Annotated in this window: 23 protein-coding genes; 13 read left to right on the top strand and 10 right to left on the bottom strand. The window is 73.9% G+C overall.

The features are described from left to right. Nucleotides 1-69 precede the first annotated feature (69 nt). Both GQ466_RS00215 and lanKC read right to left on the bottom strand, forming a co-directional pair. Complete coding sequence (locus GQ466_RS00215) at nt 70-201, bottom strand: SapB/AmfS family lanthipeptide (RefSeq protein ID WP_161100764.1); 132 nt, start codon at nt 199-201, stop codon at nt 70-72. Then, nucleotides 198-2,996, bottom strand: a complete 2,799-nt coding sequence (gene lanKC, locus GQ466_RS00210) for a class III lanthionine synthetase LanKC (RefSeq protein WP_161100763.1) — start codon at nt 2,994-2,996, stop codon at nt 198-200. The genes GQ466_RS00215 and lanKC overlap by 4 nt, the downstream gene beginning before the upstream one ends. Before the next feature lie 208 nt (nt 2,997-3,204). Here lanKC and GQ466_RS00205 point away from each other — a divergent pair, with 208 nt between their 5' ends. After that, on the top strand, nt 3,205-3,855 hold the full coding sequence (locus GQ466_RS00205) for a winged helix-turn-helix transcriptional regulator (protein ID WP_161100762.1): 651 nt from the start codon (nt 3,205-3,207) through the stop codon (nt 3,853-3,855). On the opposite strand, the gene GQ466_RS00200 is transcribed toward GQ466_RS00205, so the two are convergent. From GQ466_RS00200 to GQ466_RS00185, 4 genes are read right to left on the bottom strand one after another with little or no spacing between them, the layout of a single operon-like run. Then, on the bottom strand, nt 3,852-4,586 hold the full coding sequence (locus GQ466_RS00200; RefSeq protein ID WP_161100761.1) for an ABC transporter permease: 735 nt from the start codon (nt 4,584-4,586) through the stop codon (nt 3,852-3,854). The two genes, GQ466_RS00205 and GQ466_RS00200, sit on opposite strands and share 4 nt — an antisense overlap. Continuing rightward, complete coding sequence (locus tag GQ466_RS00195) at nt 4,583-5,296, bottom strand: ABC transporter ATP-binding protein (protein ID WP_161102297.1); 714 nt, start codon at nt 5,294-5,296, stop codon at nt 4,583-4,585. Before GQ466_RS00195 ends, GQ466_RS00200 begins: the two co-directional genes overlap by 4 nt. Before the next feature lie 44 nt (nt 5,297-5,340). Continuing rightward, nucleotides 5,341-5,922 carry a TetR/AcrR family transcriptional regulator gene (locus tag GQ466_RS00190; RefSeq protein WP_161100760.1) on the bottom strand — a complete coding sequence of 194 codons (582 nt, stop codon included), beginning with the start codon at nt 5,920-5,922 and terminating at the stop codon, nt 5,341-5,343. Next, nucleotides 5,919-6,803, bottom strand: coding sequence for a sugar phosphate isomerase/epimerase family protein (locus GQ466_RS00185; RefSeq protein ID WP_161100759.1), 885 nt, complete (start codon nt 6,801-6,803; stop codon nt 5,919-5,921). Before GQ466_RS00185 ends, GQ466_RS00190 begins: the two co-directional genes overlap by 4 nt. A 149-nt stretch (nt 6,804-6,952) precedes the next feature. Here GQ466_RS00185 and GQ466_RS00180 point away from each other — a divergent pair, with 149 nt between their 5' ends. From GQ466_RS00180 to GQ466_RS00155, 6 genes are all read left to right on the top strand, one after another. Beyond that, nucleotides 6,953-7,651: a methyltransferase domain-containing protein gene (locus GQ466_RS00180; protein WP_161100758.1), complete on the top strand. Its 699-nt coding sequence runs from the start codon at nt 6,953-6,955 to the stop codon at nt 7,649-7,651. A 72-nt stretch (nt 7,652-7,723) separates the two neighbouring features. After that, nucleotides 7,724-8,782 carry an alpha/beta fold hydrolase gene (locus GQ466_RS00175; protein WP_161100757.1) on the top strand — a complete coding sequence of 353 codons (1,059 nt, stop codon included), beginning with the start codon at nt 7,724-7,726 and terminating at the stop codon, nt 8,780-8,782. A gap of 51 nt (nt 8,783-8,833) precedes the next feature. Next, nucleotides 8,834-9,388 (top strand): sugar O-acetyltransferase, encoded by a 555-nt coding sequence (locus GQ466_RS00170; protein ID WP_337193251.1) that lies wholly within the window; start codon nt 8,834-8,836, stop codon nt 9,386-9,388. A gap of 32 nt (nt 9,389-9,420) precedes the next feature. Continuing rightward, nucleotides 9,421-10,848 carry a DNA repair protein RadA gene (gene radA, locus GQ466_RS00165; RefSeq protein ID WP_161100756.1) on the top strand — a complete coding sequence of 476 codons (1,428 nt, stop codon included), beginning with the start codon at nt 9,421-9,423 and terminating at the stop codon, nt 10,846-10,848. 97 nt (nt 10,849-10,945) lie between these two features. Beyond that, on the top strand, nt 10,946-12,025 hold the full coding sequence (disA, locus tag GQ466_RS00160; protein ID WP_161100755.1) for a DNA integrity scanning diadenylate cyclase DisA: 1,080 nt from the start codon (nt 10,946-10,948) through the stop codon (nt 12,023-12,025). A 215-nt stretch (nt 12,026-12,240) separates the two neighbouring features. After that, entirely contained in the window at nt 12,241-12,843 is a 603-nt protein-coding gene (locus GQ466_RS00155; RefSeq protein ID WP_161100754.1) for an SDR family NAD(P)-dependent oxidoreductase, read from the top strand. Here GQ466_RS00155 and GQ466_RS00150 read toward each other — a convergent pair. After that, nucleotides 12,840-13,472, bottom strand: coding sequence for a hypothetical protein (locus GQ466_RS00150; protein ID WP_161100753.1), 633 nt, complete (start codon nt 13,470-13,472; stop codon nt 12,840-12,842). The two genes, GQ466_RS00155 and GQ466_RS00150, sit on opposite strands and share 4 nt — an antisense overlap. A gap of 66 nt (nt 13,473-13,538) precedes the next feature. Here GQ466_RS00150 and GQ466_RS00145 point away from each other — a divergent pair, with 66 nt between their 5' ends. Then, complete coding sequence (locus GQ466_RS00145) at nt 13,539-14,420, top strand: HhH-GPD family protein (RefSeq protein ID WP_161100752.1); 882 nt, start codon at nt 13,539-13,541, stop codon at nt 14,418-14,420. 143 nt (nt 14,421-14,563) lie between these two features. Next, entirely contained in the window at nt 14,564-15,268 is a 705-nt protein-coding gene (locus GQ466_RS00140; RefSeq protein WP_337193250.1) for a lipase family alpha/beta hydrolase, read from the top strand. 148 nt (nt 15,269-15,416) lie between these two features. Here GQ466_RS00140 and GQ466_RS00135 read toward each other — a convergent pair whose 3' ends face one another. Then, nucleotides 15,417-17,909 carry an ATP-dependent Clp protease ATP-binding subunit gene (locus GQ466_RS00135; RefSeq protein ID WP_161100751.1) on the bottom strand — a complete coding sequence of 831 codons (2,493 nt, stop codon included), beginning with the start codon at nt 17,907-17,909 and terminating at the stop codon, nt 15,417-15,419. A gap of 80 nt (nt 17,910-17,989) precedes the next feature. After that, entirely contained in the window at nt 17,990-19,039 is a 1,050-nt protein-coding gene (locus GQ466_RS00130; RefSeq protein WP_161100750.1) for an acyltransferase family protein, read from the bottom strand. A gap of 112 nt (nt 19,040-19,151) precedes the next feature. Between GQ466_RS00130 and GQ466_RS00125 the strand changes: the two genes are divergently transcribed. After that, a complete protein-coding gene (locus GQ466_RS00125; protein ID WP_161100749.1) occupies nt 19,152-20,120 on the top strand; it encodes a pirin family protein in 969 nt (322 codons plus the stop codon). A gap of 40 nt (nt 20,121-20,160) precedes the next feature. On the opposite strand, the gene GQ466_RS00120 is transcribed toward GQ466_RS00125, so the two are convergent. After that, nucleotides 20,161-21,471, bottom strand: coding sequence for a lysine 2,3-aminomutase (locus tag GQ466_RS00120; RefSeq protein WP_161100748.1), 1,311 nt, complete (start codon nt 21,469-21,471; stop codon nt 20,161-20,163). A gap of 305 nt (nt 21,472-21,776) precedes the next feature. Here GQ466_RS00120 and GQ466_RS00115 point away from each other — a divergent pair, with 305 nt between their 5' ends. The 3 genes from GQ466_RS00115 to GQ466_RS00105 are packed head-to-tail and all read left to right on the top strand — an operon-like array spanning nt 21,777 to nt 23,754. Continuing rightward, nucleotides 21,777-22,511, top strand: coding sequence for a DUF998 domain-containing protein (locus GQ466_RS00115; protein WP_161100747.1), 735 nt, complete (start codon nt 21,777-21,779; stop codon nt 22,509-22,511). Beyond that, nucleotides 22,493-23,344, top strand: a complete 852-nt coding sequence (locus GQ466_RS00110) for an alpha/beta fold hydrolase (protein WP_161100746.1) — start codon at nt 22,493-22,495, stop codon at nt 23,342-23,344. The genes GQ466_RS00115 and GQ466_RS00110 overlap by 19 nt, the downstream gene beginning before the upstream one ends. Continuing rightward, entirely contained in the window at nt 23,341-23,754 is a 414-nt protein-coding gene (locus GQ466_RS00105) for a hypothetical protein (protein ID WP_202419907.1), read from the top strand. The genes GQ466_RS00110 and GQ466_RS00105 overlap by 4 nt, the downstream gene beginning before the upstream one ends. Nucleotides 23,755-23,812: the final 58 nt, after the last annotated feature.

Here is a 23,812-nt window from a genome sequence, read left to right as displayed (position 1 = left end):
CGGCACGGCTCCGACGTCTCAGGCTTCAGGGGTAGTGGGGAACGGGACGGCTCCCCGCGCCTATCTCCGTCAGAGGCAGAGGAAGACGCTCGCGTAGCTGAAGCAGAGCAGCAGGCTGATGTAGCTGATCTCGCCGCCGCCGCTGCTGTTCTCCACCTCGGCGGTCTGGAGCTCGAGCAGGCCGTTGTTCTCCATGTTCATCCTTTTCGGTCGTGCCCGCCGGAGCGGGCTCCTCCCGGCACCCGGGCGGGTGTCGGGACGTCGGAACGGCGAGGGGCGGAGAGCGGCGGCAGGAACGGCAGGTGGGCCGTCCCGGGCTGGGTTGCGTGGTGCGCCGCGTGGAGGGCGAGCAGACAGCCCGCGGTGCCGGTGGCGAGGTCCATCGACAGCCGCATGAGCTGCTCGCCGGGGAAGGCGACGTGCCCGGCGTAGGGCAGGGCGTGCCAGGTCAGGGCGTCGATCTGGGTCTCCAGGTCGCCGGGCCGGACGGCGGGGGACGCCGTCCGCGCCAGGTGCAGGAGCATCCCGGCCCGGCCGCGCAACAGGCCGGGTTGGGCGTAGAAGCGGGAGGTGGCGGCGCCGTGCGCGGCGTCGCGGGCGGCGGCGAGCACGGGGTCGGGCCGGTGGACGAGGTAGTCGTCCAGGACCATCGCGATCCCGACGCTGCCCGCGCCCACGTACGGCATGGTCCGGTGGGGCTCCTTGACGAGCAGCACGCCGCCGTCGTCGGTGACGCACCGTTCCAGGTCGAGGCGCAGCGCCCGTTCGGCCAGGTCGAGCAGGGCGGGGTCGCCGGTGCGCTCGTGCAGCCGGACGGCGAGCAGGGCCGCGCCGGACGCGCCGCGCATCAGTCCCGCGTCGGCGAGCGGCGCGGCGAGGCGGTCCGCGACGCGCTGCGCTGCCGCGAGGGCCGCGTCCGCGAAGGCGGGGTCGCCGGTGGTCGCGCCGAGGTGGTCCAGGACGAGGCCGATGCCGGCGAGCCCGTCGTGCAGGCTCGGGCCGAGGTCGAGCCACTGCTCCCGCAGGATCAGGTCGGCGAGGTCCACGGCGGCCTGCCGGTGGCCGAGCAGGTCGAGGACGTAGGCGACGCCCGCGAGCCCGTCGTAGAGCCCGGCGGCGCTGCCGCGCGGCGGGGCGGCGGAGTGGTCGAGGAGCCAGCGCTCGCCTTCGTCCCACCGGTCGTGGCCGGTGGCGTGAAGCGCGTAGAGAACGCCGGCGGCGCCGTGGGCGAGGCCGAGGCCGCCGCCGGGGTTGAACTGGGCGATGTCGCCGGGGACGAGCCGGTCGTCGCGGCCGGGGGTGGCCGCCGCGCGGATCGCCGCGCCGAGCGTCCGGGTCGCGTGCTCGCCGTCGTGGAGGGCCTGGTCGCCGTCCCAGAGCGAGCGGCCGGGACGGGAGGTTTCGGTCGAGGGGTCGGGGCCGGGTAATCCGCCGGGTAACGCGCCCCCGGGTAACGCCCCGCCGGGCGCGACCGCGCCGGACGGAGCCGCGCCGGAGGCGACCGCGCCGGACGGGGCCGCGCCGGACGCGGCGCCGGGGGCCGCCGGTAACGCGCCGCCGGGCGGGACGTCGGGGAGGCCGCGGTGGATCTCGGCGACGGCGGCGTCCAGGAAGGCGGCCGGGACGTCCGGGAACTGCGCGGCGATCGCGTCGGCGAGCCCGCCCGCCTTGCGCCGGTCCAGGCTGAGCACGGTCGTGATCGGCAGGAACAGCGCGAGCGCGACGCAGGCCAGCGCGTAACGGTCCACGTCCGGGCCGGTGCGGTCGGCGGGGGCGACGAAGCCGGGATTGGCGACCGCGCGCGCCGAGCGCGGGGCGTCGACGGGCGTGGCGGCCTCGAAGTCGATGAGGGCGACCGAGCGGTCGTCCGGCCGGACCATGATGTTGAACAGGTGCAGGTCGTTGAACACGATCCCGCGCTCGTGGACGGCGGCGACGGCGGCGGCGACGGACGCGTGGACGTCCAGCGCCCACCGGGTGTACGCGGCGACGTCGTCGGGCTTCGGGTCGGGCCCCATCAGCGGGTGCCGCCGGGCGTAGAGCGCGTTGAGGGCGTCCCCGGTGACGAAGTCCATCACGAGGAAGCGGTGGTCGCCCCAGAGGATCCAGTCGCGGACGCGGGGGGCGACGCCGAGGCCGTCCAGCCGGTCCAGCGCGTCGCGTTCGCGCTCCAGCCGGGCGACCGCGTCGCTGCCGTCGGCGGCCAGGCCCGCGTACGGACGGGCCTCCTTCAGCACGACGCGCTCGCCGGTCCGGGTGTCGCGCCCGAGGTAGACGCCGCCGCCGTTGGAGAAGTGCAGCGCCTTCTCGACCGCGTAGTGCCAGTGCGGGGGCTTGGGGTCGGTGGCGCGCTGGGCGGCGAGGAAGCCCGGCAGCGTCACCCAGGACGGGACGCGGAAGGCGGGCGTGCGCGGGTCGGGGACGAGCCGGCCCTGGTCGTCGGGCAGGGCGAGGACCCGCTCGCCGGACGCGTCCAGGCAGTACCGCTCGGCGAACGCCCCGTACCGGACGTGCAGCGGCCCCTTCTCCCAGCGCAGGTCGCTGAGGATGCGCGGCCCGGCCTCGCCCGCCAGCGCGGCGTCGAGGTCGTGCAGGACGCGGCGCAGCTCGTCCTCGTCACGCGGGTAGAGGGTGGCGAACTTTCCGCTGGACGAGCGGTCGGCGTATTTGGAGTTGCGCAGGAAGAGCGCGGCGCGGCTCTCCACGAATTTGAACGCGAGGCCGCGCGGAACGCAATAGTCCCAGGTCACGGCGGCGATGCGGTCGGCATTGGCCGGGCACGCGGAAATGTGGATCTTCCACCCGGCCGCGGGTAAGGCGACGCCGTCGGGCCATAAGTTCCGCCAGCCGGACGAGCGGCGCTCGCGCCAGCCGTCCGGGACGGGCCGACGCGCGGTCGGGAAGCGCGCCTCGTCGCCCATCACCGCGTCGCGCCGGTCGACGGCGTCGTAGAAGAGCGGATCCGCCAGACAGAAGACCTCATATCTCTTGTCCACATCCGCCCCCAGAAGGTTCCGACCGACGCTTGATTACGTGCCGTAACGCTACAACCCCCATTTGTCACGAGTCAAGGGTACGTCGCAGGATTTATGGACAATAAGTGACGCGCCGAAGTCATACTGTTATCCCCTTGGAGGTAAGTGTCGGGAAAATGAAGCATCTACTTCGATAGCTGGAAATAAACCGACGTCACGGAGGTGCGGCGTGGAACCCCGGTCCTACGGCCAGTACTGCCCGGCGGCCCGCGCGCTCGACCTGGTCGGCGAGCGCTGGACGCTGCTGCTCGTGCGCGAGCTGCTGACCGGCCCCAAGCGCTTCGGCGACCTCCAGGCCGCGCTGCGCGGCCTGGGCACGGGCCTGCTGTCGGCGCGCCTCAAGCATCTCGGCCGCGCCGGGATCGTGGAGCGGACCGTCCTGCCGCCGCGCGTCCCCGCCTACGCGCTGACCGGAGCCGGACGCGAGCTGGAGCCCGTCGTGCTCGCCCTCGCCGACTGGGGGCTGCGCCGGGCGATGGACGGCCGCCGCGCCGGCGAGACGGCCCGCGCGGCGTGGGCGGCGCTCGCGCTGCGGGCCTGCTTCGACCCGGACGCGGCGGCGGGCGACCGCGCCGTCTACGAGTTCCGGACGGGCGACGAGATCGTCCACGCCCGCGTCCAGGGCGGGGCGGTCACGGTGGCGGACGGCCCGGCCGCGGACCCGGACGCGACGCTCACGACGTCGGCCGGCGTCCTCGCCGACCTGGCGGCGGGCGGCCTGACCCTCCGCCGCGCCCTCAGCACCGGCCGCGTCACCGCGAGCGGCGACGAGGCCGCGTTAGAACTCCTGGCGCGATTATTCGGGCCGCCCCGCCGCTAGCCGGTGCGGCGGCGCAGCGTCGCGGCGCCGAGCACGAGCGCCAGCAGCGCGCATCCCCCGACGACCAGCACGTCCCGCAGCAGCAGGCCCGAGAACCCCGGCTCGGTGCTGACGCGTTGCATCGCGTCCACCGCGTAGGAGAGCGGCAGGACGTCCGAGACCGCCTCCAGCCACGGCGCCATCCGGCCGCGCGGCACGATCAGCCCGCACAGCAGGAACTGCGGCAGGACGAACGCGGGCAGGAACTGGACGGCCTGGAACTCCGTCCGCGCGAACGCGCTCGCGAACAGCCCGAGCGCCATGCCGAGCAGCGCGTCCAGGACGGCGACGAGCACCAGCGCCGCGTCCGGCCCGCGCAGCCCGAGGTCCAGCCAGGTCAGCGACACCGCGAGGACGGCCGCGACCTGCGCCAGCGCGAGCAGCCCGAACGCCAGCGCGTAGCCGAGCAGCAGGTCCAGCCGGCCGAGCGGCATCGTCATGAGCCGTTCGAGCGTGCCGCCGGTGCGCTCGCGCAGCGTCCCGACGCTCGCGACCACGAACATGATCACGAAGGGGAAGACGCCGAGCAGCAGCGGCCCGACGCGGTCGAACGTCCGGGGCTCGTCGAACACGTACCGCAGCAGGACCATCAGCAGCGTCGGCACGCCGACCAGCAGGACGATCGTCCGCGGGTCGTGGCGGAGCTGGGCGAGGATCCGCCGCGTCGTCGCGAGGGTCACGGTGACGCTCATCGGTCCTCCTCGGCGATGAGGCGGAGGAAGGCGTCCTCCAGGTCGTCGGCGCCGGTGCGGGCGCGCAGCTCGTCCGGCGGAGCGTCGGCGAGCAACGACCCCTCGCGCATCAACAGCAGCCGATCGGTGCGGCTCGCCTCGTCCATGACGTGGGACGACACCAGCAGCGTCGTCCCCTGGCCCGCCAGCGCGCGGAACAGCTCCCACAGCTCGCGGCGCAGGACGGGGTCGAGCCCGACGGTCGGCTCGTCCAGGACCAGCAGCTCCGGCGACCCGAGCAGGGCCGCCGCCAGGTTGACGCGCCCGCGCTGCCCGCCCGACAGCGTCGCCACGCGCCGACCTCGGGCGTCGCCGAGCCCGACCGCGTCGAGCACCCGCTCCACGTCACCGTGCGGTGCGCCGAGGACCGCCGCGAAGTAAGACAGGTTCTCCCCCACCGAAAGGTCGGCGTACACGGCGGGGCTCTGCGTCGCGTACCCGACGCGCCGCCGCAGCGCCGGGGTCCCGGCGGGCGCGCCGAGGACGGTCACCGTCCCGCCCTGGATCTCCTGCACGCCGACCAGGCACCGCAGCAGCGTCGTCTTCCCGCACCCGCTCGGCCCGAGCAGCCCGACGACCGCGCCGCGCGGGACGTCGAACGAGAGCCCGTGCAGCACGTCGCGTCCGCCGCGCGCGACCCGCAGGTCCCGCACGCCCACCGCCGAGTTCATCACGTGATGAATTTAAGCCCGGGCGCCGGGCGCCCGCAATGCCGTCAGCCGAAATAGCTCTGGAGGACCGGGCCGACCAGGGCGACCAGTTCGTCGGCGTCCGCCGACGCCAGCGGCTCCAGACACAGGACGTGCCGCAGCACCATCAGCCCGAGGAGCTGCGCGGCGGCGGCGTCCAGCCGCAGCGCCGGGACGTCGTGCGCCGCCATCACCGGCCCGAACAGCTCGGCGGACAGGAACTCGCGCACCGACGCCGCGACCCGCTCGTTCGTCATCGCCGACCGCAGCATCGCGACCAGCGGCGCGCGGCGCTCGGGGTCGTCCCAGACGCCGAGCAGCAGCCGCGCCACCGACTCCCCGAGGCGCTCGCGCGGCACCTCGGCGATCTGCGGCACCAGCTCGCCGGGGTCCAGCGGGAACCGCATCGCCGCGACGAACACGCCCTCCTTGCTGCCGAAGAAGTGGTGCAGCAGGGCCGGGTCCACGCCCGCCGCGCGGGCGATGCCGCGCAGCGACGCCCCGTCGTAGCCCTTCTCGGCGAACAGGTCGCGCGCGGCGGCGAGGATCGCGGCGCGCGTCTCGGTCGGGCCGGGACGCCGTCCCGGACGCCGTGCGGTCTCGGTCACCGGCCGTCCCGCCGGGTGATCTCACCGCCCGGCGAGACCTCCCAGACGCGTCCGGCCGCCGCCAGGTGCAGCCGCGCGAACGCCAGCGCCTCGGCGAGGTCGTCCACCCGCTGCTCCCGCGACGACGCGCGCCGGGTGTTCACCTCCAGCACGATGTGGCCGTCGAACGCGCCCTCGGCCAGCCGTTCCAGCATCGGCCCGCACGGCTGGGACCCGCGCCCGGGGACCAGGTGCTCGTCCTTGTTCGGCAGCCCGACGCCGTCCGCAAGGTGGATGTGGCGGAGCCGGTCGCTGAGGCGGTCGGCCATGTCCATCGCGTCCGACCCGGACACCGCCGTGTGCGACAGGTCCAGCGTGACGTACGGGTAGTCCTGGTCGACGGGGTTCCAGTCCGGCAGGTACATCCCGGCCTCGCGCTCGCGGGCCTTCAGCGGGAACATGTTCTCCACGCAGAACTTGACGTCCGTCTCGTCCTGCATCCGGGCGAGGCCCTGCACGAACTCGCGGGCGTACTCGCGCTGCCAGCGGAACGGCGGATGGACCACGACGACGTCCGCGCCCAGCTCCTCGGCGGCCTCCTTGGACCGGACGAGCTTGCCCCACGGGTCCCGCCCCCACACACGCTGCGTGAGCAGCAGGCAGGGCGCGTGGATCGACCGGATCGGCACGCCGTGGTAGTCCGACAGGCGGCGCAGCACGGTGAGGTCCTGGGACGAGGCGTCCGTCGAGACCATCACCTCGACGCCGTCGTAGCCGAGCAGCGCCGCGATCTCGAACGCGCTCGGCGCCTTCTCCGGGTAGACCGACGCCGTGGACAGCGTGATCGGAGCGTCCGGGACGCGGAGGACCGGCGCCGCCGGGCCGTCGTGCTGCGGAGTCAAGGCTCCCTCGCCAGAGGTTCGCGGCCGGAGGGCCGCGGGTAGCGGATCATGGCTTCGTCGAAAGCCTATGCTCATCCTGCCCGGAATGAATCCCTTCCGGTGGGTGATCTGAGATTCGCCCCGCCCGCTCCCGGCTACGCTCGGTGCCCGTGCCCGAGATCGCCCCGGGGGCCGTACCGAGCCCCAACATCTGGAACACGCCGCAGGTCTACGAGATCGAGAACCGCGCGGTCGACCCGGACGGGCTGCTGGCAGCGGCGATGCGGGCCAAGCGGCCGTGGACGGACGCGACCGTCCTCGACGTCGGCTGCGGCACCGGCTTCCACCTGCCGTTCTTCGCCCGCGAGGCGGCCCGGGTGATCGGCGTCGAACCGCACGCGCGGCTCGCGGCGGCGGCGCGGCTGCGGGTCGCGGGGCTGCCGTCGGTGGACGTCCGGGTCGGCGCGGCGCAGGCGCTCCCGCTGCCGGACGCGTCGGTGGACGTCGTCCACGCGCGCTGGGCGTACTTCTTCGGGCCGGGCTGCGAACCGGGCCTCGCCGAACTGGACCGGGTCGTCCGGCGCGGCGGCGCGATCTTCGTCATCGACAACGACGCGACGCGGTCCACGTTCGGCGGCTGGTTCCGGCGCTGGCTGACGTCCTACGACCCGGGCAAGGTGGAGCGGTTCTGGACGCGGCGCGGCTTCTCCCGCGACCCGCTGCTGATCCGGTGGTCGTTCGCGTCCCGGGACGACCTCGCCGCCGTCCTGCGCATCGAGTTCCCCGCCGAACTGGCCGACCGCTTCCTCGCCGAGCACGACGGCCTCGACGTGGACTACGCCGTCAACCTGTGGTGGCGGCACACCTGACCCCGGGGTGGTCGATTACTGACTCGCTATACAACAATGGCCGGAATCCGTGCACTCAGGGAAGGTCGGATCATGGGCCGTGCCGCCAGGACCAGCCGCAACATCCTCGCCGCCACCGCGCTCGGCGCGGGCGCCGCGGGAGCCGGGATCGCCGCGCAGCGCCGCGCGGTGCGCAGGCTCCAGCTCCGACCCGACCCGTTCGCGGGCGAGCCGTTCGGGTCGCTGCGCGGCCGTCCGGTGCCCGTCCGCGCCGAGGACGGCACCCGCCTCTACGCCGAGATCGACGGCGAGGACCGCACCGACCTCGCGGTCGTGTTCTCCCACGGCTGGACGCTCACCCAGGACTCCTGGCACTTCCAGCGCAAGGCCCTGCGCGGCCTCGGCCGGCTCGTGTTCTGGGACCAGCGCGGCCACGGCCGGTCCGAGGGCGGCGCGCGCGACGACTACGGGCTGCCGCGCCTGGCCCACGACCTCGCCGCCGTGATCGACCAGACCGTCCCCGCGGGGACGCCGATCGTGCTGGTCGGGCACTCGATGGGCGGCATGACGATCATGCGGTTCTCCGACGAGTACCCCGAGCTGTTCGGCGACCGGATCGTCGCGGCCGGGCTGGTCAACACCTCGTCCGGGGACCTCGGCGCCGTCACGCTCGGGATGCCCGCCGCGCTCGCCCGCGTCACGCACAAGGTGCTGCCGCGCGCGCTGCGGGCCGTGGGCGCCGGGGCGCCGCTGATCGAGAAGGTCCGCCACCTCGGCCGGGACGGCTCGATGGTCATCGAGGACCTGATCGCGTTCGGTCCCGAGGCCAGCCCCGCCGCCGTCGCGTTCGCCGAGCGGATGATGGCCGACACGCGCATGGACGCGCTGGTCGACTTCTTCCACTCGATGATCACCCACGACGTGATCAGCGACTGCTCGGTGCTGGACCGGATCGACACGCTCGTCATCGGCGGCGAGAACGACCTGCTCACGCCGGTCGGGCACAGCCTGAAGATCGCGCGGTGCATCCCGTCCGCGCGGCTGGAGGTGCTGCCCCGGACGGGCCATATGTCGATGCTGGAGAAGCCCGGCGCCGTCTCCGACCACCTCGGCGACCTGGTCGGCCGCGCCCTGATGAAGTCGTCCGCCTGACACGGGGAAGGACCCCCTCGTAACCGGTTCACGCCGAACGAGGGGGTTGCCGTGGGCGGCCACAAGGAACGGATGCTCGCCGGGGAGCCGTTCACGACCGACGATCCGGAACTCGCCGCCGACGCGCTGCGCGCCGCGCGGCTGTGCGAGCGGTTCAACGGCTGGCCCGCCGCCGACCCGCCCGGCCGCCGCGCGATCCTCGCCGACCTGCTCGGCTCCCTCGGCGAGGGCGCCTACGTCGCGCCGCCGCTGCGCGTGGACTACGGGTACCGGGTGACGCTCGGGCACGGCGCGTTCGTCAACTTCGGGGCGGTCCTCCTGGACGCGGCAGGGATCACGATCGGCGCGGACGTGCAGATCGGGCCTTATGTCCAGCTTCTGACGCCGTCCCATCCCGTCGAGTCCGGGCCGCGCCGGAACAAGTGGCAGACGGCCCGTCCCATCGAGATCGGCGACAACGCGTGGCTGGGCGGCGGCGTGATCGTCTGCCCCGGCGTCACGATCGGCCCGGACGCGGTCGTCGGCGCGGGCTCGGTGGTCACCCGGGACGTCCCGCGCGCCGTCGTCGTGGCCGGGAATCCGGCGCGTGTCGTCCGCGAACTGTGAAGTGTCGGTGCGGGGCCGTAGCGTTCCGTTCCATGGCGAAGGCGAAGACCGTGCGGCAGGCGTCCTACCGCTGCTCCGAGTGCGGCTGGCAGACGTCCAAGTGGGTCGGGCGGTGCGGCGAGTGCCAGGCGTGGGGCACCGTGCAGGAGGCCGCCGCCGCGACGCCCGCGCGGGTCGTCGCGGCCGGGGCCGTCAGCGCGCCCGCCCGGCCGATCGGGCAGGTGGACGTCCGGTCCGCGCGGACCCGCCCCACCGGCCTGGACGAGCTGGACCGCGTCCTCGGCGGCGGCATCGTCCCCGGCGCCGTCCTGCTGCTCGCCGGGGAGCCCGGCATCGGCAAGTCCACGCTGCTGCTGGAGGTCGCGGCGCTGGCGTCGGGGGCGGGCGAGGGCGCGGAGGCGCGGCCCGTCCTGTACGTGACGGGCGAGGAGTCCGCCGAGCAGGTCCGGCTGCGCGCCGACCGCATCGGCGCGGTCACCGACACGCTGTACCTGGCCGCCGAGACCGAGCTGTCGGCCGTCCTCGGGCACGTCGACACGGTCGCGCCCGCGCTGCTCGTCGTCGACTCCATCCAGACCATCGGGACGGCCGAGGCCGACGGCGCGCCCGGCGGCGTCACCCAGATCCGCGAGGTCGCCGCCAACCTCATCCGGGTGGCCAAGGAGCGCGGCATCCCCGTCGTGCTCGTCGGGCACGTCACCAAGGAGGGCGCGATCGCCGGGCCGCGCCTGCTGGAGCACCTGGTCGACGTCGTCCTGTACTTCGAGGGCGACCGGCACAGCCGGCTGCGCATGATCCGCGCCGTGAAGAACCGCTACGGCCCGACGGACGAGCTGGGCTGCTTCGACCTGTCCGAGGTCGGGATCGTCGGGGTGGCCGACCCGAGCGGGCTGTTCCTGACGCGGCGCGAGGAGCCCGTCCCCGGCACCTGCGTCACGGTCACGCTGGAGGGACGGCGCCCGCTCGTCGCCGAGGTGCAGGCCCTGGTCGCCAAGTCGCACCTGCCCGCGCCGCGCCGCGCGTCGTCGGGCCTGGAGACGTCCCGGGTCGCGATGGTGCTGGCGGTCCTCGCCCAACGCTGCAAGATCTCCATGCACGAGCAGGACGTCTACGTCTCCACGGTCGGCGGGGTGCGGCTCGCCGAGACGTCGGTGGACCTCGCGCTCGCGCTCGCCGTCGCGGGCTCCACGGTCGAGCAGGCCCTGTCGGGCGGGCTGATCGCGGTCGGGGAGGTCGGGCTGGCGGGCGAGGTCCGGGTCGTCCCGGGGGTGCGGCGGCGGCTGGCCGAGGCGGCGCGGCTCGGGTTCAAGTACGCGGTCGTCCCGCGCGGCTCCCTGGACCTCGGCGACGGATCCCCGCTGAAACGGGCGGATCCACAGCTCAGCGACCATGAGGGTATGAAGGTGATGGAGGTGGACAGTCTTACCCAAGCACTCCAGGTAGCCTTCACCGCGCCCTGATCATCCGCAGGTTCCTGAAGACTGGCGACCAGGGCACGAACCGGTCAGCGTGCCCGCTCGGTAAACTGACGCTCGTCCAGCGAACTCCGGGGGCCAGGTGCCAGCACACGACAAGGGCCATGACGAACGACGCCGAGCCACGCTCGCCGCGGTCGCCCCGGGCACCCAGATCCGCGACGGTCTCGAACGCATCCTGCGGGGCCACACCGGCGGGTTGATCGTGCTCGGCTACGACGACCTGGTGGAGCAGATCTGCTCGGGCGGGTTCGAGCTAGACGTCGAGTTCTCCGCCACGCGGCTGCGGGAACTCGCGAAGATGGACGGGGCGATCGTCCTCGACGGGGACCGGATGCGCATCAAGCGGGCGGCGGTCCACCTCGTCCCCGACTCCGCCATCCCGACCGAGGAGTCCGGCACGCGGCACCGCACCGCCGAGCGCGTGGCCCGGCAGACCGGCCATCCGGTCATCTCGGTCAGCCAGTCGATGCGGATCATCGCGCTGTACCTGGACGGGATCCGCTACGTCCTGGAGGACTCGGCGGCCATCCTGTCCAAGGCCAACCAGGCCCTCGCGACGCTCGAACGCTACAAGCTGCGGCTGGACGAGGTGTCCGGGACGCTGTCGGCGCTGGAGATCGAGGACCTCGTCACCGTCCGGGACGTCAGCGCGGTCGTGCAGCGGCTGGAGATGGTCCGCCGGATCGCCGACGAGATCGAGGGCTACGTGGTCGAGCTGGGCACCGACGGCCGGCTGCTGTCGCTCCAGCTCGACGAGCTGGTCTCCGGCGTCGACGTGGACCGCGAGCTGATCGTGCGGGACTACCCGTCGTCGGACCCTTCGCACGGCGTCGAGACGGTGCTCGCGGCGCTGGACCTGCTGTCGGCGAACGAACTCCTGGACCTGACGACGGTCGCCGAGGTGATGGGCTTCTCCGGGCCGGACGCGCTCGACCTGCCCGTCAGCCCGAAGGGGTTCCGGCTGCTGGCCAAGGTGCCGCGGCTGCCGAACCTCGTCCTGGAACGGCTGGTCGAGCAGTTCGGCGGCCTCCAGAAGCTCCTGGCCGCGACCATCGACGACCTCCAGGCCGTCGGCGGCGTCGGCGAGGCGCGGGCCCGCAGCGTGCGCGAGGGGCTGTCGCGGCTCGCCGAGTCGTCCATCCTCGAACGCTACGTCTGACCCGTTCCGGGCCCGTCGCGTGGTGATCGTCACGCTCGTGGCGGCGTGCGGCCGTGCGGCGCGGTGCACGATGATGGGACGGCGTCCGCGCCGGGCGACGGCACGGCGCGGATGGTCGGCATCGGGACACCCCCGGGCGACGGCTCGCCGGTGTTGACTTTCGTTCAGGAAGTGCCAGCATCGGACGAGAAGTCCAACGACGCGGGGGTTTCGGGATGCGGGTCGACCCGGGGGCGTCCGGCGGCAGCCATGGCCGGCTGGACGGCCGGACCGTCGTCGTGACCGGAGCGGGCGGCGGGGTCGGGCGCCTGGCCGCGCTGACGTTCGCCGCGCGCGGCGCGCAGGTGGTGGCCGCCGACATCGACCTGGAGGCGGCGATCCGCACGGCCGCGCTCGCCGAGACGTTCGGCCCGGACGCCTTCCCCGTGACGGTCGACATCGGCGACGCCCGCTCGATGGCCGCGTTCGCGGGCGAGATCGAGGACCTGACCGGCCCGCCGGACGTCGTCGTCAACAACACCGCGATCGGCCTGACGTCCGCCGACTGGACGGCCCGCGCCCGCCGCAACCTGGCCGGCGCCGCGCTCGGCTGCCGGCTGTTCGGCGCGCAGATGGCCGAGCTGGGCACCGGCGGGATGATCGTGAACCTGGCGCCCGTCCCGGCGTTCCCGACGCCCGCGACGTCGCCCGCCACCGCGCTGTGGGCCGCCGTGGCCGCGCTGACCCGCCGCGCGGCGACCGAGCTGGCCGGGCAGGGCGTGGCCGTCCTCGCGCTCAGCTCCGCCCACGCCGCGCCCAAGCCCCGGCCGACCGTCTAGCGCAGCGCGAAGACCTGGCGCTTCGCCTTGAGGCCCGGGGCGACCAGCTCGGCCACGTAGGTGCCCGGGCGCGCCGCCGGACGCGAGCCGCCGCAGCGGCCGGACGAGCGGCGCCGGTCCCAGGTCAGCGTGCGGACGTACGGGATGCCCCGGCGCAGCAGGCGCGGGCTCGCGTCCCCGCGCGCGCACCAGGACGCCGTCCAGACGCGGTCGGACCCGGACGAGATCCGGACGTCCAGCGCCTTCGGCCCCGTGGCGAACCGGCACGCGGCGGCGCCGGTGTTCACGGCGGTGAGCCGCAGCTCCGGCCGGTCCTTGCGCCCGTAGACGGTCCGCGACACGGCCAGGTCGACCACGACGTCCTTGCGGTCGCAGGCGTCGCCGGCGCGACGGCGGGGCGCGGCGGTCCGGGTGACCTGCGCGGTGACGGTCACCGTCGGTAGCGCCGTCGGGGCCGCCGGGGACGCGGAGGCGAGCGCGGCGGCGTCCCGCACGGGCCGGTCCGGGCCCGTCCCGGCCGAGCAGCCCCAGGCCAGCAGCCCGACGGCGGCGAGCATCCCGCCGAGCACGACGGCGCGCCGCTTCCAGTACTCGTCCGGCGTCTTGTCACTGTCAGTGTCCGTGGACATGCATGCAGTATGCATTCGGGTGGATCTTCGAGGGGCGGCGGCGCGCCGTGCCACAATGACTCCCCGATGGACACCCCCGCTCATCTGATCACCGCGCCGATCCTCGACTGGTACGCGGCGAACGCCCGGGACCTCCCGTGGCGGACGGCGGACGCGACGCCGTGGGGCGTGCTGGTCAGCGAGATCATGTTGCAGCAGACGCCGGTGAAGCGCGTCCTGCCCGTCTGGCACGAGTGGCTGCGGCGCTGGCCCACCCCCGCCGCGCTGGCCGCCGAACCGTCCGGCGAGGCCGTGCGGGCGTGGGGACGGCTCGGCTACCCCCGCCGCGCGCTGCGGCTGCACGCCGCCGCGCAGGCGATCGTGGAGCGGCACGGCGGCGAGGTCCCCGACGTCCACGCGGAGCTGCTCGCGCTGCCCGGCATCGGCGCGTACACGGCGGCGGCCGTGGCGAGCTTCGCCTACCGGCAGCGGCACGCGGTGCTGGACACCAACGTCCGGCGCGTCCTCGCGCGGATGCGGACGGGCGTGGAGTACCCGCCCAAGGCGCAGACGCGCGCGGAGGTCGCCCTCGCCGAGGCGCTGCTGCCGGTCGATCCGCCGACGGCCGCGCGCTGGTCGGTCGCGGTGATGGAGCTGGGCGCGCTGGTCTGCACGGCCCGGTCGCCGCGCTGCGTGGACTGCCCCGTCCTGGACCGCTGCGCCTGGCAGGCGGCGGGACGTCCGGCCTACGACGGTCCGCCCCGCGTCGGCCAGACCTACGCGGGCACCGACCGGCAGTGCCGGGGGCGGCTGCTCGCCGTGCTCCGCGACGCGCCCGCGCCGGTGGAGAAGGGCGCGCTGGACATCGTCTGGGCGGACCCCGTGCAACGCGAACGCGCCCTAGACGGCCTCATCGCCGACGGCCTCGTCGACCCGCTCGACGACGGCCGCTACGCCCTGCCCGTCTGAGCCCTCCCGCCCCCGACGCGACCAAGGTCGCGCCGCCGGTAGACCTTCGGCCGATGATCTCCGGGCCCGCCCCGCCGGAGACTGGTCCTGTCGTACCCGGATGCGAACCTGTGTTCGCACACGCTCCCCACGAAAGGCCCGCCGTGTCTCGACGCACGACAGCACGAGCCCTGCCCTTACTTCTCGTCGCGCTGCTGGCGTTCTTCCCCGCCCCGGCCCGCGCGGACGCGCGCAATCCCGTCCTCGTGATCGGCGGCTACGCAGCCGACACGACGAAGCTGGAGGGCCTGCGGTCCTGGCTGGCGTCCCAGGGCTTCACCGCGTACTCGATGGTCCTGCTCGGCAACCCGAGCGGAACCGCCGCCATCCCCGACTCCGCGCAGGCCGTCGCCGACAAGGTCACGCAGATCCGCCAGGAGACCGGCGCCGCGCGGGTCGACCTGGTCGGGCACTCGATGGGCGGGCTCGCCGAGCGGCACTACGTCAAGTTCCTCGGCGGCCTCGGCCAGGTCGGCACTTACGTGGACGTCGGCACGCCCGAGGAGGGCGACTGGGCCGGGACGCTCTGCTCCCTCTACCAGGGCTGCCGCGACATGACGCCGGGCTCGGCGTTCCTGACCCAGCTCAACACGGCCCCCGCCGTCCCGGCCGGGCTGCCCGCCTACCACCTGTACACCGACAGCGGCACGGGCGAGAAGACCGCCCTGCCCGGCGCGACGAACGCGAGCATCCAGTCGTTCTGCCCGGGCCGCTCGGTGAGCCACGCCGACGAGCCGGTCGACGGCGCGACGCAGCAGCTCATCGCGTCCGCCCTGGACGGCGGCCCCCTCGCCACGACCTGCCCCTGAAAGCCCGCCCGCGTCCGTCGACCGCCCCGACGGACGCGGGCGTTCCGGCGTCCGCCCGCCCGGGCTGACGCGCGCGTTCCGGCGCCCGGCCGCCGAGGCTGACGCGGGCGTTCAGTGGTCCGTCCCGGACGGACGCGGGCGCCCGCGGTCAGGCGGGCGTCGTCGCCTTGACCTCCAGGCCCCGGTCGGACGCGGCGACCGTCACGTGCTGGCCGGGTTCCAGTTCGCCCGACAGCAGCAGGTCCGACAGGCGGTCGTCCACCTCGCGCTGGATCGTCCGGCGGAGCGGACGCGCGCCGAAGTCGGGCTGGTAGCCGCGTTCGGAGAGCCAGTCGACCGCCTCGGGCGTGAACTCGATCGTGAGGTCCTGGCCCCGCAGGCGGCGGCGCGTCTCTTCGAGCAGCAGGTCGGTGATCTGCCGCAGCTCCTCGGCGCCGAGCCGCTGGAAGACGATGATGTCGTCGATGCGGTTCAGGAACTCGGGCCGGAACTCCTCGCGCAGCCGCCGCATGACCTGGTCGCGCATCGACTCCCCGGCGTCGTCCCCGCCGACCGCGCCGAACCCGGGCGCCTGCCGGCCGGTGATGATCTCCGAGCCGAGGTTGCTCGTCATGATCACGACGGTGTTGCGGAAGTCGACGGTGCGGCCCTGCGCGTCGGTGAGGCGGCCGTCGTCCAGGAGCTGGAGCAGGACGTTGAACACGTCCTGGTGCGCCTTCTCGATCTCGTCCAGCAGGATCACCGAGTACGGCCGCCGCCGGACGGCCTCGGTGAGCTGCCCGGCCTCCTCGTACCCGATGTAGCCGGGCGGCGCGCCCATGAGGCGGCTGACGGTGTGCCGCTCCTGGAACTCGCTCATGTCGAACCGGATCATCCGGTCCTCGCTGCCGAACAGCGCCTCGGCGAGCGCCCGCGCCAGCTCGGTCTTGCCGACGCCGGTCGGCCCGAGGAACAGGAACCCGCCGATCGGACGGTCCGGGTCGCCCATCCCCGCCCGCGACCGCCGGACAGCCCGCGCCACCGCCCGGACCGCGTCGTCCTGCCCGATGACGCGCTGGTGCAGGTGCCCTTCGAGGTCCAGCAGCCGGTCGCGCTCCTCGCGGGTGAGCTGCGCGACCGGGACGCCCGAGATCCGCGAGACCACCTCGGCGATGTCCTCGGTCGTCACCTCCGGGACGGCCGCCTCCGGCTCGGTCTCGTCGCTGGTCAGCCGCCGCCGCAGCTCCTGGATCTCGTCGCGGAGCGCGGACGCCTTCTCGTAGTCCTCGTCCGCGACGGCCTGGTCCTTCTCGCGGCGCCGCCGGTCCAGCCGGCGTTCGATGTCGCGCTGGTCGCCGCCGCGCCGTCCGCTGCGCAGCCGGACGCGCGCCCCCGCCTGGTCGATGAGGTCGATGGCCTTGTCCGGCAGGAACCGGTCGGTGAGGTAGCGGCTGGACAGGTCCACGGCCGCGACGAGCGCCTGGTCGGAGAACCGGACCTGGTGGTGCGCCTCGTACCGGTCGCGCAGGCCGCGCAGGATCTCGACGGTGTCGTCGGCGTTCGGCTCGGGCACCAGGATCGGCTGGAACCGGCGCTCCAGCGCGGCGTCCTTCTCGATGTTCTTGCGGTACTCGTCGATGGTCGTGGCGCCGATGACGTGCAGTTCGCCGCGCGCGAGGGCGGGCTTCAGCATGTTCCCGGCGTCCATCGAGCCCTCGCCGCCGCCCGCGCCGACGATCGTGTGCAGCTCGTCGATGAAGACGATCATCTCGCCGGAGTGGGCGCGGATCTCGTCCATGATCTTCTTGACCCGCTCCTCGAAGTCGCCCCGGTAGCGCGTCCCCGCGACGACGCCGCCGAGGTCGAGCTGGACGAGCCGCTTGCCGCGCAGCGTGTCCGGGACCTCGTCGTCGATGATCCGCTGGGCCAGGCCCTCGGCGATGGCGGTCTTGCCGACGCCGGGGTCGCCGATCAGCACCGGGTTGTTCTTCGTCCGGCGCGACAGGACCTCGACGGTCTGCTCGATCTCGGCCTCGCGTCCGATCACCGGGTCGATGCGGCCCTCGTGGGCGAGCGCGGTCAGGTCGCGGCCGTACTCGTCCAGCGTCGGCGTGGTCGAGTCGCGCGGCACGCCGCCGCCGGGCGGGGGCGGGGCCGCCGCGTTCTGCAGCGACTCCGGCGTGATCCGCGCGTTGCCGAGGATCCGGCCGCCCGGCGACTCGGCGTTCAGCGCCAGCGCGAACACCAGGTGCTCGGGGCCGATGTAGGACGACCCGAGCGCCTGCGAGATCTGCCGCGCGTCCAGCAGCACCCGCTTGGCGGACGGCGTCAGCACCGGCGGCGACTCGCTCGGCTCGGCGCGCCGGGACGTCCGCTCCACCTCGGCCGCGAGCGCGTCGGCGTCCGCGCCGGCCCGCTCCAGCCACTGCCGGGTGCCCTGCTGCCGCGTCGCCGCCCACAGCAGGTGGTCGGTGTCGAGGTCGGGGCTGCCCCACTGCGCGGCCTGCGCCGCCGCGTCCCGGACCAGCTCGCGCGCCGGTTCGCTCATCAGCCGCGCGATGTTGACCCGCTCGACCGGCGGACGCGGCGATCCGGCCCCGAAGAACCGCGCGAGCAGCTCCTCGAACGGATCCCGGCCGCCTCCGTACCATCCCGCGGTCATCCGACCTCCCCGGTTGTCGCCTCCCTAACGGCGCGTCCCCGGGGCGTCCTCTCGGAAAACTCCGGCGTCGTCCAAGAACGTCATGGTCTGACCGGGCTCGGGCGGCGGAACAGCCAGTCCAGCCGGGGTTCGACGGCCCACGCCGTGGCGGCTCTGACCGGACGCGTCGACAGCAGCACCGCCAGCGCCAGGCACCCGACGGTGACCAGCACGATCTGCCAGTCCGCGAGCCGGTAGTACCAGTCCTGGTAGGCCATCCACATGATCGGGATGCCGTGCAGCAGGTAGGCGTACATGGTGGCGGCGCCGAACCCGCTGAACCAGGTCGTCCGGGCCGGGACGACCGCGAGGAACGCCGCCGTCAGCGTCACCGCCGCCGCGAGCGCGACCAGCGTGTACCCGGTGCCGAGGGACGCGCCGACGCCGAGCTGCGCGAAGCTGCGCCGCCAGTGGATCCACTCGGGGTCGACGCGTCCGGCGGCGGCGTAGGCGACGACCGCGCCCGCGACGAGCACGGCCGCGCCCGTCCAGCGCGCGGCCCGCCGGCGCAGCACGGCCAGCTTCTCCGGCGTGACGGTCAGGCCGAACACGAAGAACGGCAGGAACGACAGGACCTGCGCGGTGTTGAGGGCCGTCGGGAGCGTGACGAGCCCGGACAGGACGCAGACCGCCGTCGCGACGAGCACCGGGCAGCGGATCTGGAGCCAGAACGGCACCGACAGCCGCCAGATCAGCAGGGCCAGCAGGAACCACGTCAGGTAGAACGGCTCGAACGGGTCCCAGCCCATGCGGTGGCCGTCCAGGAACCCGGCGAGCAGCGTGTAGCCGAGGCTGAACAGCAGGTAGGGGGCGGCGATGCCGGTGACGAGCTTGCGGGTCCTGCCGCGGCCGTCGGGGAAGCCGCGCGAGAAGTAGCCGCAGATGAGGCTGAAGACCGGCAGGTGGAACGCGTAAACGAACAGGTGCGCGGCCTCCAGCGTCCGTCCGCCGAGGCCGGACGTGCGCAGCGGCTCCCACGCGTGGCCGACCACCACGAGGGCGATGGCGAGGAACTTGGCGTTGTCGAAGTAGGGGTCGCGGGACGTCGTCTTCTCGGCCTTCGGGAGAACGGCCGGTCTCGTGAGGAGCACGCCAGGGACACCGATCCTTGAGGCTGGGGGGCGGAACCGGGCCACGGTACCTCCCGAGTCTGAACACTCCCTGACCGCCGGTGGCATGATCGGTTCACGGAAGGGAGAACTGATGAGCGACCTGGACCGGCGGCCCCCGCTGCGCGAGTGCGGCGGACGGGCGGACGTCGCGGCCCGTCCCGTCCGCGAACTGCTGGCGCCCCGGCTGGTGGCGCTCGGCGAGAGCACCCGCGTCCGCCGCCTGCTCCCGAACCTCGGCCGCCGGATGGTCGGCGCGTGGTGCTTCGTGGACCACTACGGCCCCGACGACATCACCGCGCTCCCCGGCATGCAGGTCCCCCCGCACCCGCACATCGGCCTGCAGACCGTGAGCTGGCTGCACGAGGGCGAGGTGCTGCACCGCGACAGCGTGGGGAGCGAACAGCTCGTCCGCCCGCGCGAACTCGGCCTGATGACGGCCGGCCGGGGCATCGCGCACGCCGAACAGTCCCCCGCCGCGCACAGCCCGACGCTGCTGGGCGCTCAACTCTGGGTGGCTCTCCCTGACGCGTCCCGCGCGACGACCCCCGGCTTCGAGCACCACGCCGAACTGCCCACCGTGACCGCGCCCAATCTGCGCGGCACCGTGATCCTCGGCACAGTCGACGGCGCGACGTCCCCCGGCACCGTCCACACCCCGATCGTCGGCCTGGACCTCAGCCTGGACGCCTCTGCCGACGTCCGCCTCCCTCTGGAACCGGACTTCGAGTACGCGGCCCTGACCATGTCCGGCACGACCCACGTGGACGGCGTCGCGCTGGACCCGGGCTCCATGCTCTACCTGGGCTGCGGCCGGTCCGACCTGCACCTGCGCACCGACGACGCCGCGTCCCTGATGCTCCTGGGCGGCGAGCCGTTCGAGGAACGCCTCGTCATGTGGTGGAACTTCGTGGCCCGCACCGGCGAGGAAATAGCCGAGGCCCGAACCGAATGGACGAACGGAACGCCGCGCTTCGGCACCGTCCACAACTATGACGGCCCCGCGCTCCCCGCCCCGCCCCTCCCGTCCACCCCGCTCAAACCCCGGGGCCGCACCCGCTGACGGGGCCGGGCGGCGCGGGGGCGCGCCGCCCGGCGGGCCGTCAGAAGGGGAAGCGGTCGGTGAAGGCGGGGCGGAGGTCGTCCAGCCAAATCGCTGCGGGGTCGTAGCGGGCGAAGAAGGGGCGGCCGACCAGGGACGCGTCGCGGGCCTGGATCAAATGGAGGACGAACGCCCTCTCGCCGTTGATCTCGGTGACGCCGTCCACGCAGACCTTCCCGGGCGTGGCGGACATGGACGGGCCGCGCACGGTGCGGGCGAGGCCGGAGACGTTCGCGTAGGCGTCGCGGAAGATCTCGTGCGCGCGGGCCAGCGGGACGGCGAAGTAGTCGCGCGGTCCGGTGTCGCGTTCGACGAACATGTAGTACGGGACGAGGCCCATCCGCGTCTGCGTGCGCCACATCTCCTCCCACGCGGCGGCGGAGTCGTTGATGGAGCGGATCAGCGGCGCCTGGGTGCGGATGACCGCGCCGGTGTCGCGGATGCGGCGGCACGCCTCGGCCACCATCAGCGGCTCCAGCTCGCGCGGGTGGGTGAAGTGCGCCATGAACGCCAGGTTCTTGCCCGCCGCGACGACCTCCTCGAACAGCCGCAGCATCGCGTCGGCGTCCGGGTCGGTGACGAACTTCTGCGGCCAGTAGGCCAGCGACTTGGTCCCGATCCGAACGGACTCGATCTGGTCGAGGGCGAGCAGCGGCTCGACGTAGCGGCGCAGCACCGGCTCGCCCATGATCATCGCGTCGCCGCCGGTGAACAGGACGCTCGTCACCCGCGGATGCGCGACGAGGTAGGCGACGAGCTGCTCGACGTCGCTCCCGGCCATCTTGAGGTCCGGCTCGCCGACGAACTGCGCCCACCGGAAGCAGTACGTGCAGTACGCGTGACACGTCTGGCCCTGTTTCGGGAAGTACAGCACCGTCTCGTCGTATTTGTGCTGCATCCCGGGGACGCGACCGTCGCCGAAGTTCGGGACGTTCAGCTCCAGCTGCCCCGCCGGATGCGGGTTCAGCCGCATCCGCACCGCGTGCGCGGCGGCCTCGATCTCGGCGCGCGGCGCCTCCCGGCGCAGCAGGTCGGACAGGTGCGCGACGTCGGCCGCGGGGAGCATGTCCGGCTGCGGGAACACCAGCCGGTAGATCGGGTCGTCGGGGGCGGCGGACCAGTCGATCAGCTCGTCCAGGACGTAGGCGTTGGTCCGGAAGGGGAGCACGGTCGCGACCGCCCGTGTCGCGAGCCGTTCATCCGGGGACAGCCCGGCGCGGGCCGTCAGCTCCTCCAGGTGCTGGGCCGTGAAGGCGCGGAACTTGCGACCGGTGGAGCGCGCTGCGGGCACCGCGTCGTTCACCAGAGTCACGTGTCGTTTCTCCTTGCTCTTGGCGGGGAAGATCGCCGGGGCGTCGTCACGGAGCGTGATGGACGAGGCCCAGGTCACACCCATTGAAACTCCCGTCCCCGCCGCCGACGCAACACCTGTCCCGGCGATTTCACGAGAGTGCAGGTCAACGGCCGCACGAGCGGAGCCGCCGCGCACGGACGGGACGACGATTCGGCACCGCCCCGCCGGTCACCCACCGTGAAGGGAGCGGCCCCGGGGCACCGGCACACGCGAGCGGGGACCATACTGATCAGTGAGCGGGACGCAGGGGCGAGGGGGCCGATGTGCGACGCGGGAACGGACCGGGCCGGGCGCCGCTGTTCGTCGCGCTCCTGCTCGGCGCCTCGGCGGTCACCTACGCGAGCTTCGCGCTGGAGACCTGGCTGAGCCCGAAGCTCGACGCGTTCAACGGCTACGCCAGCGAGTTGTCGGCCGTAGACCAACCGTTCCACGCGGTCTACAACGTGGGCGACCTCGTCACCGGCGTCATGGTGATCATCTCGTCGGTGACGGCCCTGCTGACGCTGCGGCGCCGTCCGATCGCGACGGCGGGCTGGATGTTCCTCGGCCTGTTCGGCGTCTCGGCGATCGGCGACGCGTCCTTCCCGCTGGACTGCGCGCCGAGCCTGGAGACCTGGTGCGCCCTGCGGGAGCGCGCGGGCACGCTGTCGTTCGCGCACGACTTCCACGAGGTCACCAGCACCGCCGTCATCACGATGGCGGTCATCGCGCTGTTCCTGCTGGGCCTGGCCGCGCGCCGCTACGACTGGTGGCCGCCGCTCGCGCGGTGGGCGTGGCCGCTGGCGCTGGTCGAGGTGGTCGCGAGCGCGTCGACGCTGGTCGCGATGGTCCTCGGCCGGTGGCTCGGGATCATCCAGCGCGCGCAGATCTCGATCCTGTGCCTGATGCTGCTGCTCGTCGCGTGGACGCTGCTCGCCGACCGGCTGCGGCCCGGCGCGCCGGACGCCGAACGTCCCCGGGAGAAGGCGGGTGCGGCCTCGTGGCCACGCTGCTGGTGAACGTCGCCGGGGAACGCGTGCACGTGGCCGAGACGGGGCGCGCGGGCGCGCCCCCGGTGCTGGTCACGTCCGGGCTCGGCGGCGCGTGGTTCGACTGGCGCGCGGTGGTGGACGAGCTGCGCGGCCGGTTCCGCGTGACGGTCCTGGACCGTCCGGGCCTCGGGCTGAGCCGTCCCGCGCGCCGCCCCCCGACGCTGGACCGCGACGCCGACCTTCTGGAGGCCCTCGCCGAGCGCGCCGGACGCCCCGTGACGCTCGTCGCGCACTCGATGGGCGCGTTCTCCGCCGAGGCGGCGGCGCGGCGGCGCCCCGACCTGGTCGCGGGCGTCGTGCTCGTCGACCCGAGCTACGAGGACGAGAGGCCGGGCGTCGGATGGCGGCTCGCCGCGCGGGCGATCCCGCTGACCCGCCCCCTCGGCGCCGCCCTCGCCGCGACCGGCCTGCCCCTGCTCGCCGCACCGGCGGCGCGGCGCGCGGTGCTCCGGGTCGTCGCCCTGCGGGTGCCGCGCGTCCCGGCGTCGATCGTCCGTTCGGTCTACGCGCGGCCGGCCGTGCTCGGCACGCTCGGCGCCGAATGGCTCGCCTACGCGCCGATGGCCGCGGACCTGCTGGACCTGCGCGCGCGCACCGACTTCCCGCCCGTCCCGCTGGTCGTGCTGACGGCCGCGTCCGGCGAGGACCCCGCCGACGAGCGGACCTGGGCGCGCCGCCACGCCAAGCTCGCCGCGATGAGCCCGCGCGGCGTCCGCGTCGAGCTGGCCGACAGCCGCCACATGGTGATGCTCGACCGGCCGGACGCGATCGCGGCGGCCGTACGGGAGGCCGCCGGATGAAACGGATCGTCGCGCTCGGGCTCCTCGGCGTCGGCGGCTCCCGCGTCGTGCGGATCGTCGTGCTCGGGGTGCTCGTCGCGCTCGGCACGAGCGGCTGCCGCGTCATGCAGCACATCTCCGACGGCGCCTACCGCAACGCCGTCGCCGACGGCACCGTGGACGACCTGCGCGCCCGCGGCATCACGCTGCGCGCCCGGCCGGAGTGCGAGTTCCCCGTCCGGGCGGGCGGCCAGACGCTCACGATCCGCTGCACCGCCCGCGCGGCCGACGGCGCGCCCGTCACCGTGACGGGACGGGCGTCCCGCGTCGACCAGTCCGACCCGCTGGAGGAGTACGTCGTGACGGTCGGGAACCGCGTCGTGCTCCGCCAGGACTGTCTGGGTCTCGGCTGCGTCCACCGCAATCATTGATCATGTAACGGGTCGCCCCCGGATCCGGAAAGCCAGGCTTGGGCGACTCGTCCGCCGG

Source organism: Actinomadura rayongensis (assembly GCF_009831215.1).
GTDB lineage: Bacteria > Actinomycetota > Actinomycetes > Streptosporangiales > Streptosporangiaceae > Spirillospora > Spirillospora rayongensis.
The sequence above is the reverse complement of the archived record's forward strand: the minus strand, read 5'-3'. Positions and strand labels throughout refer to the sequence as shown.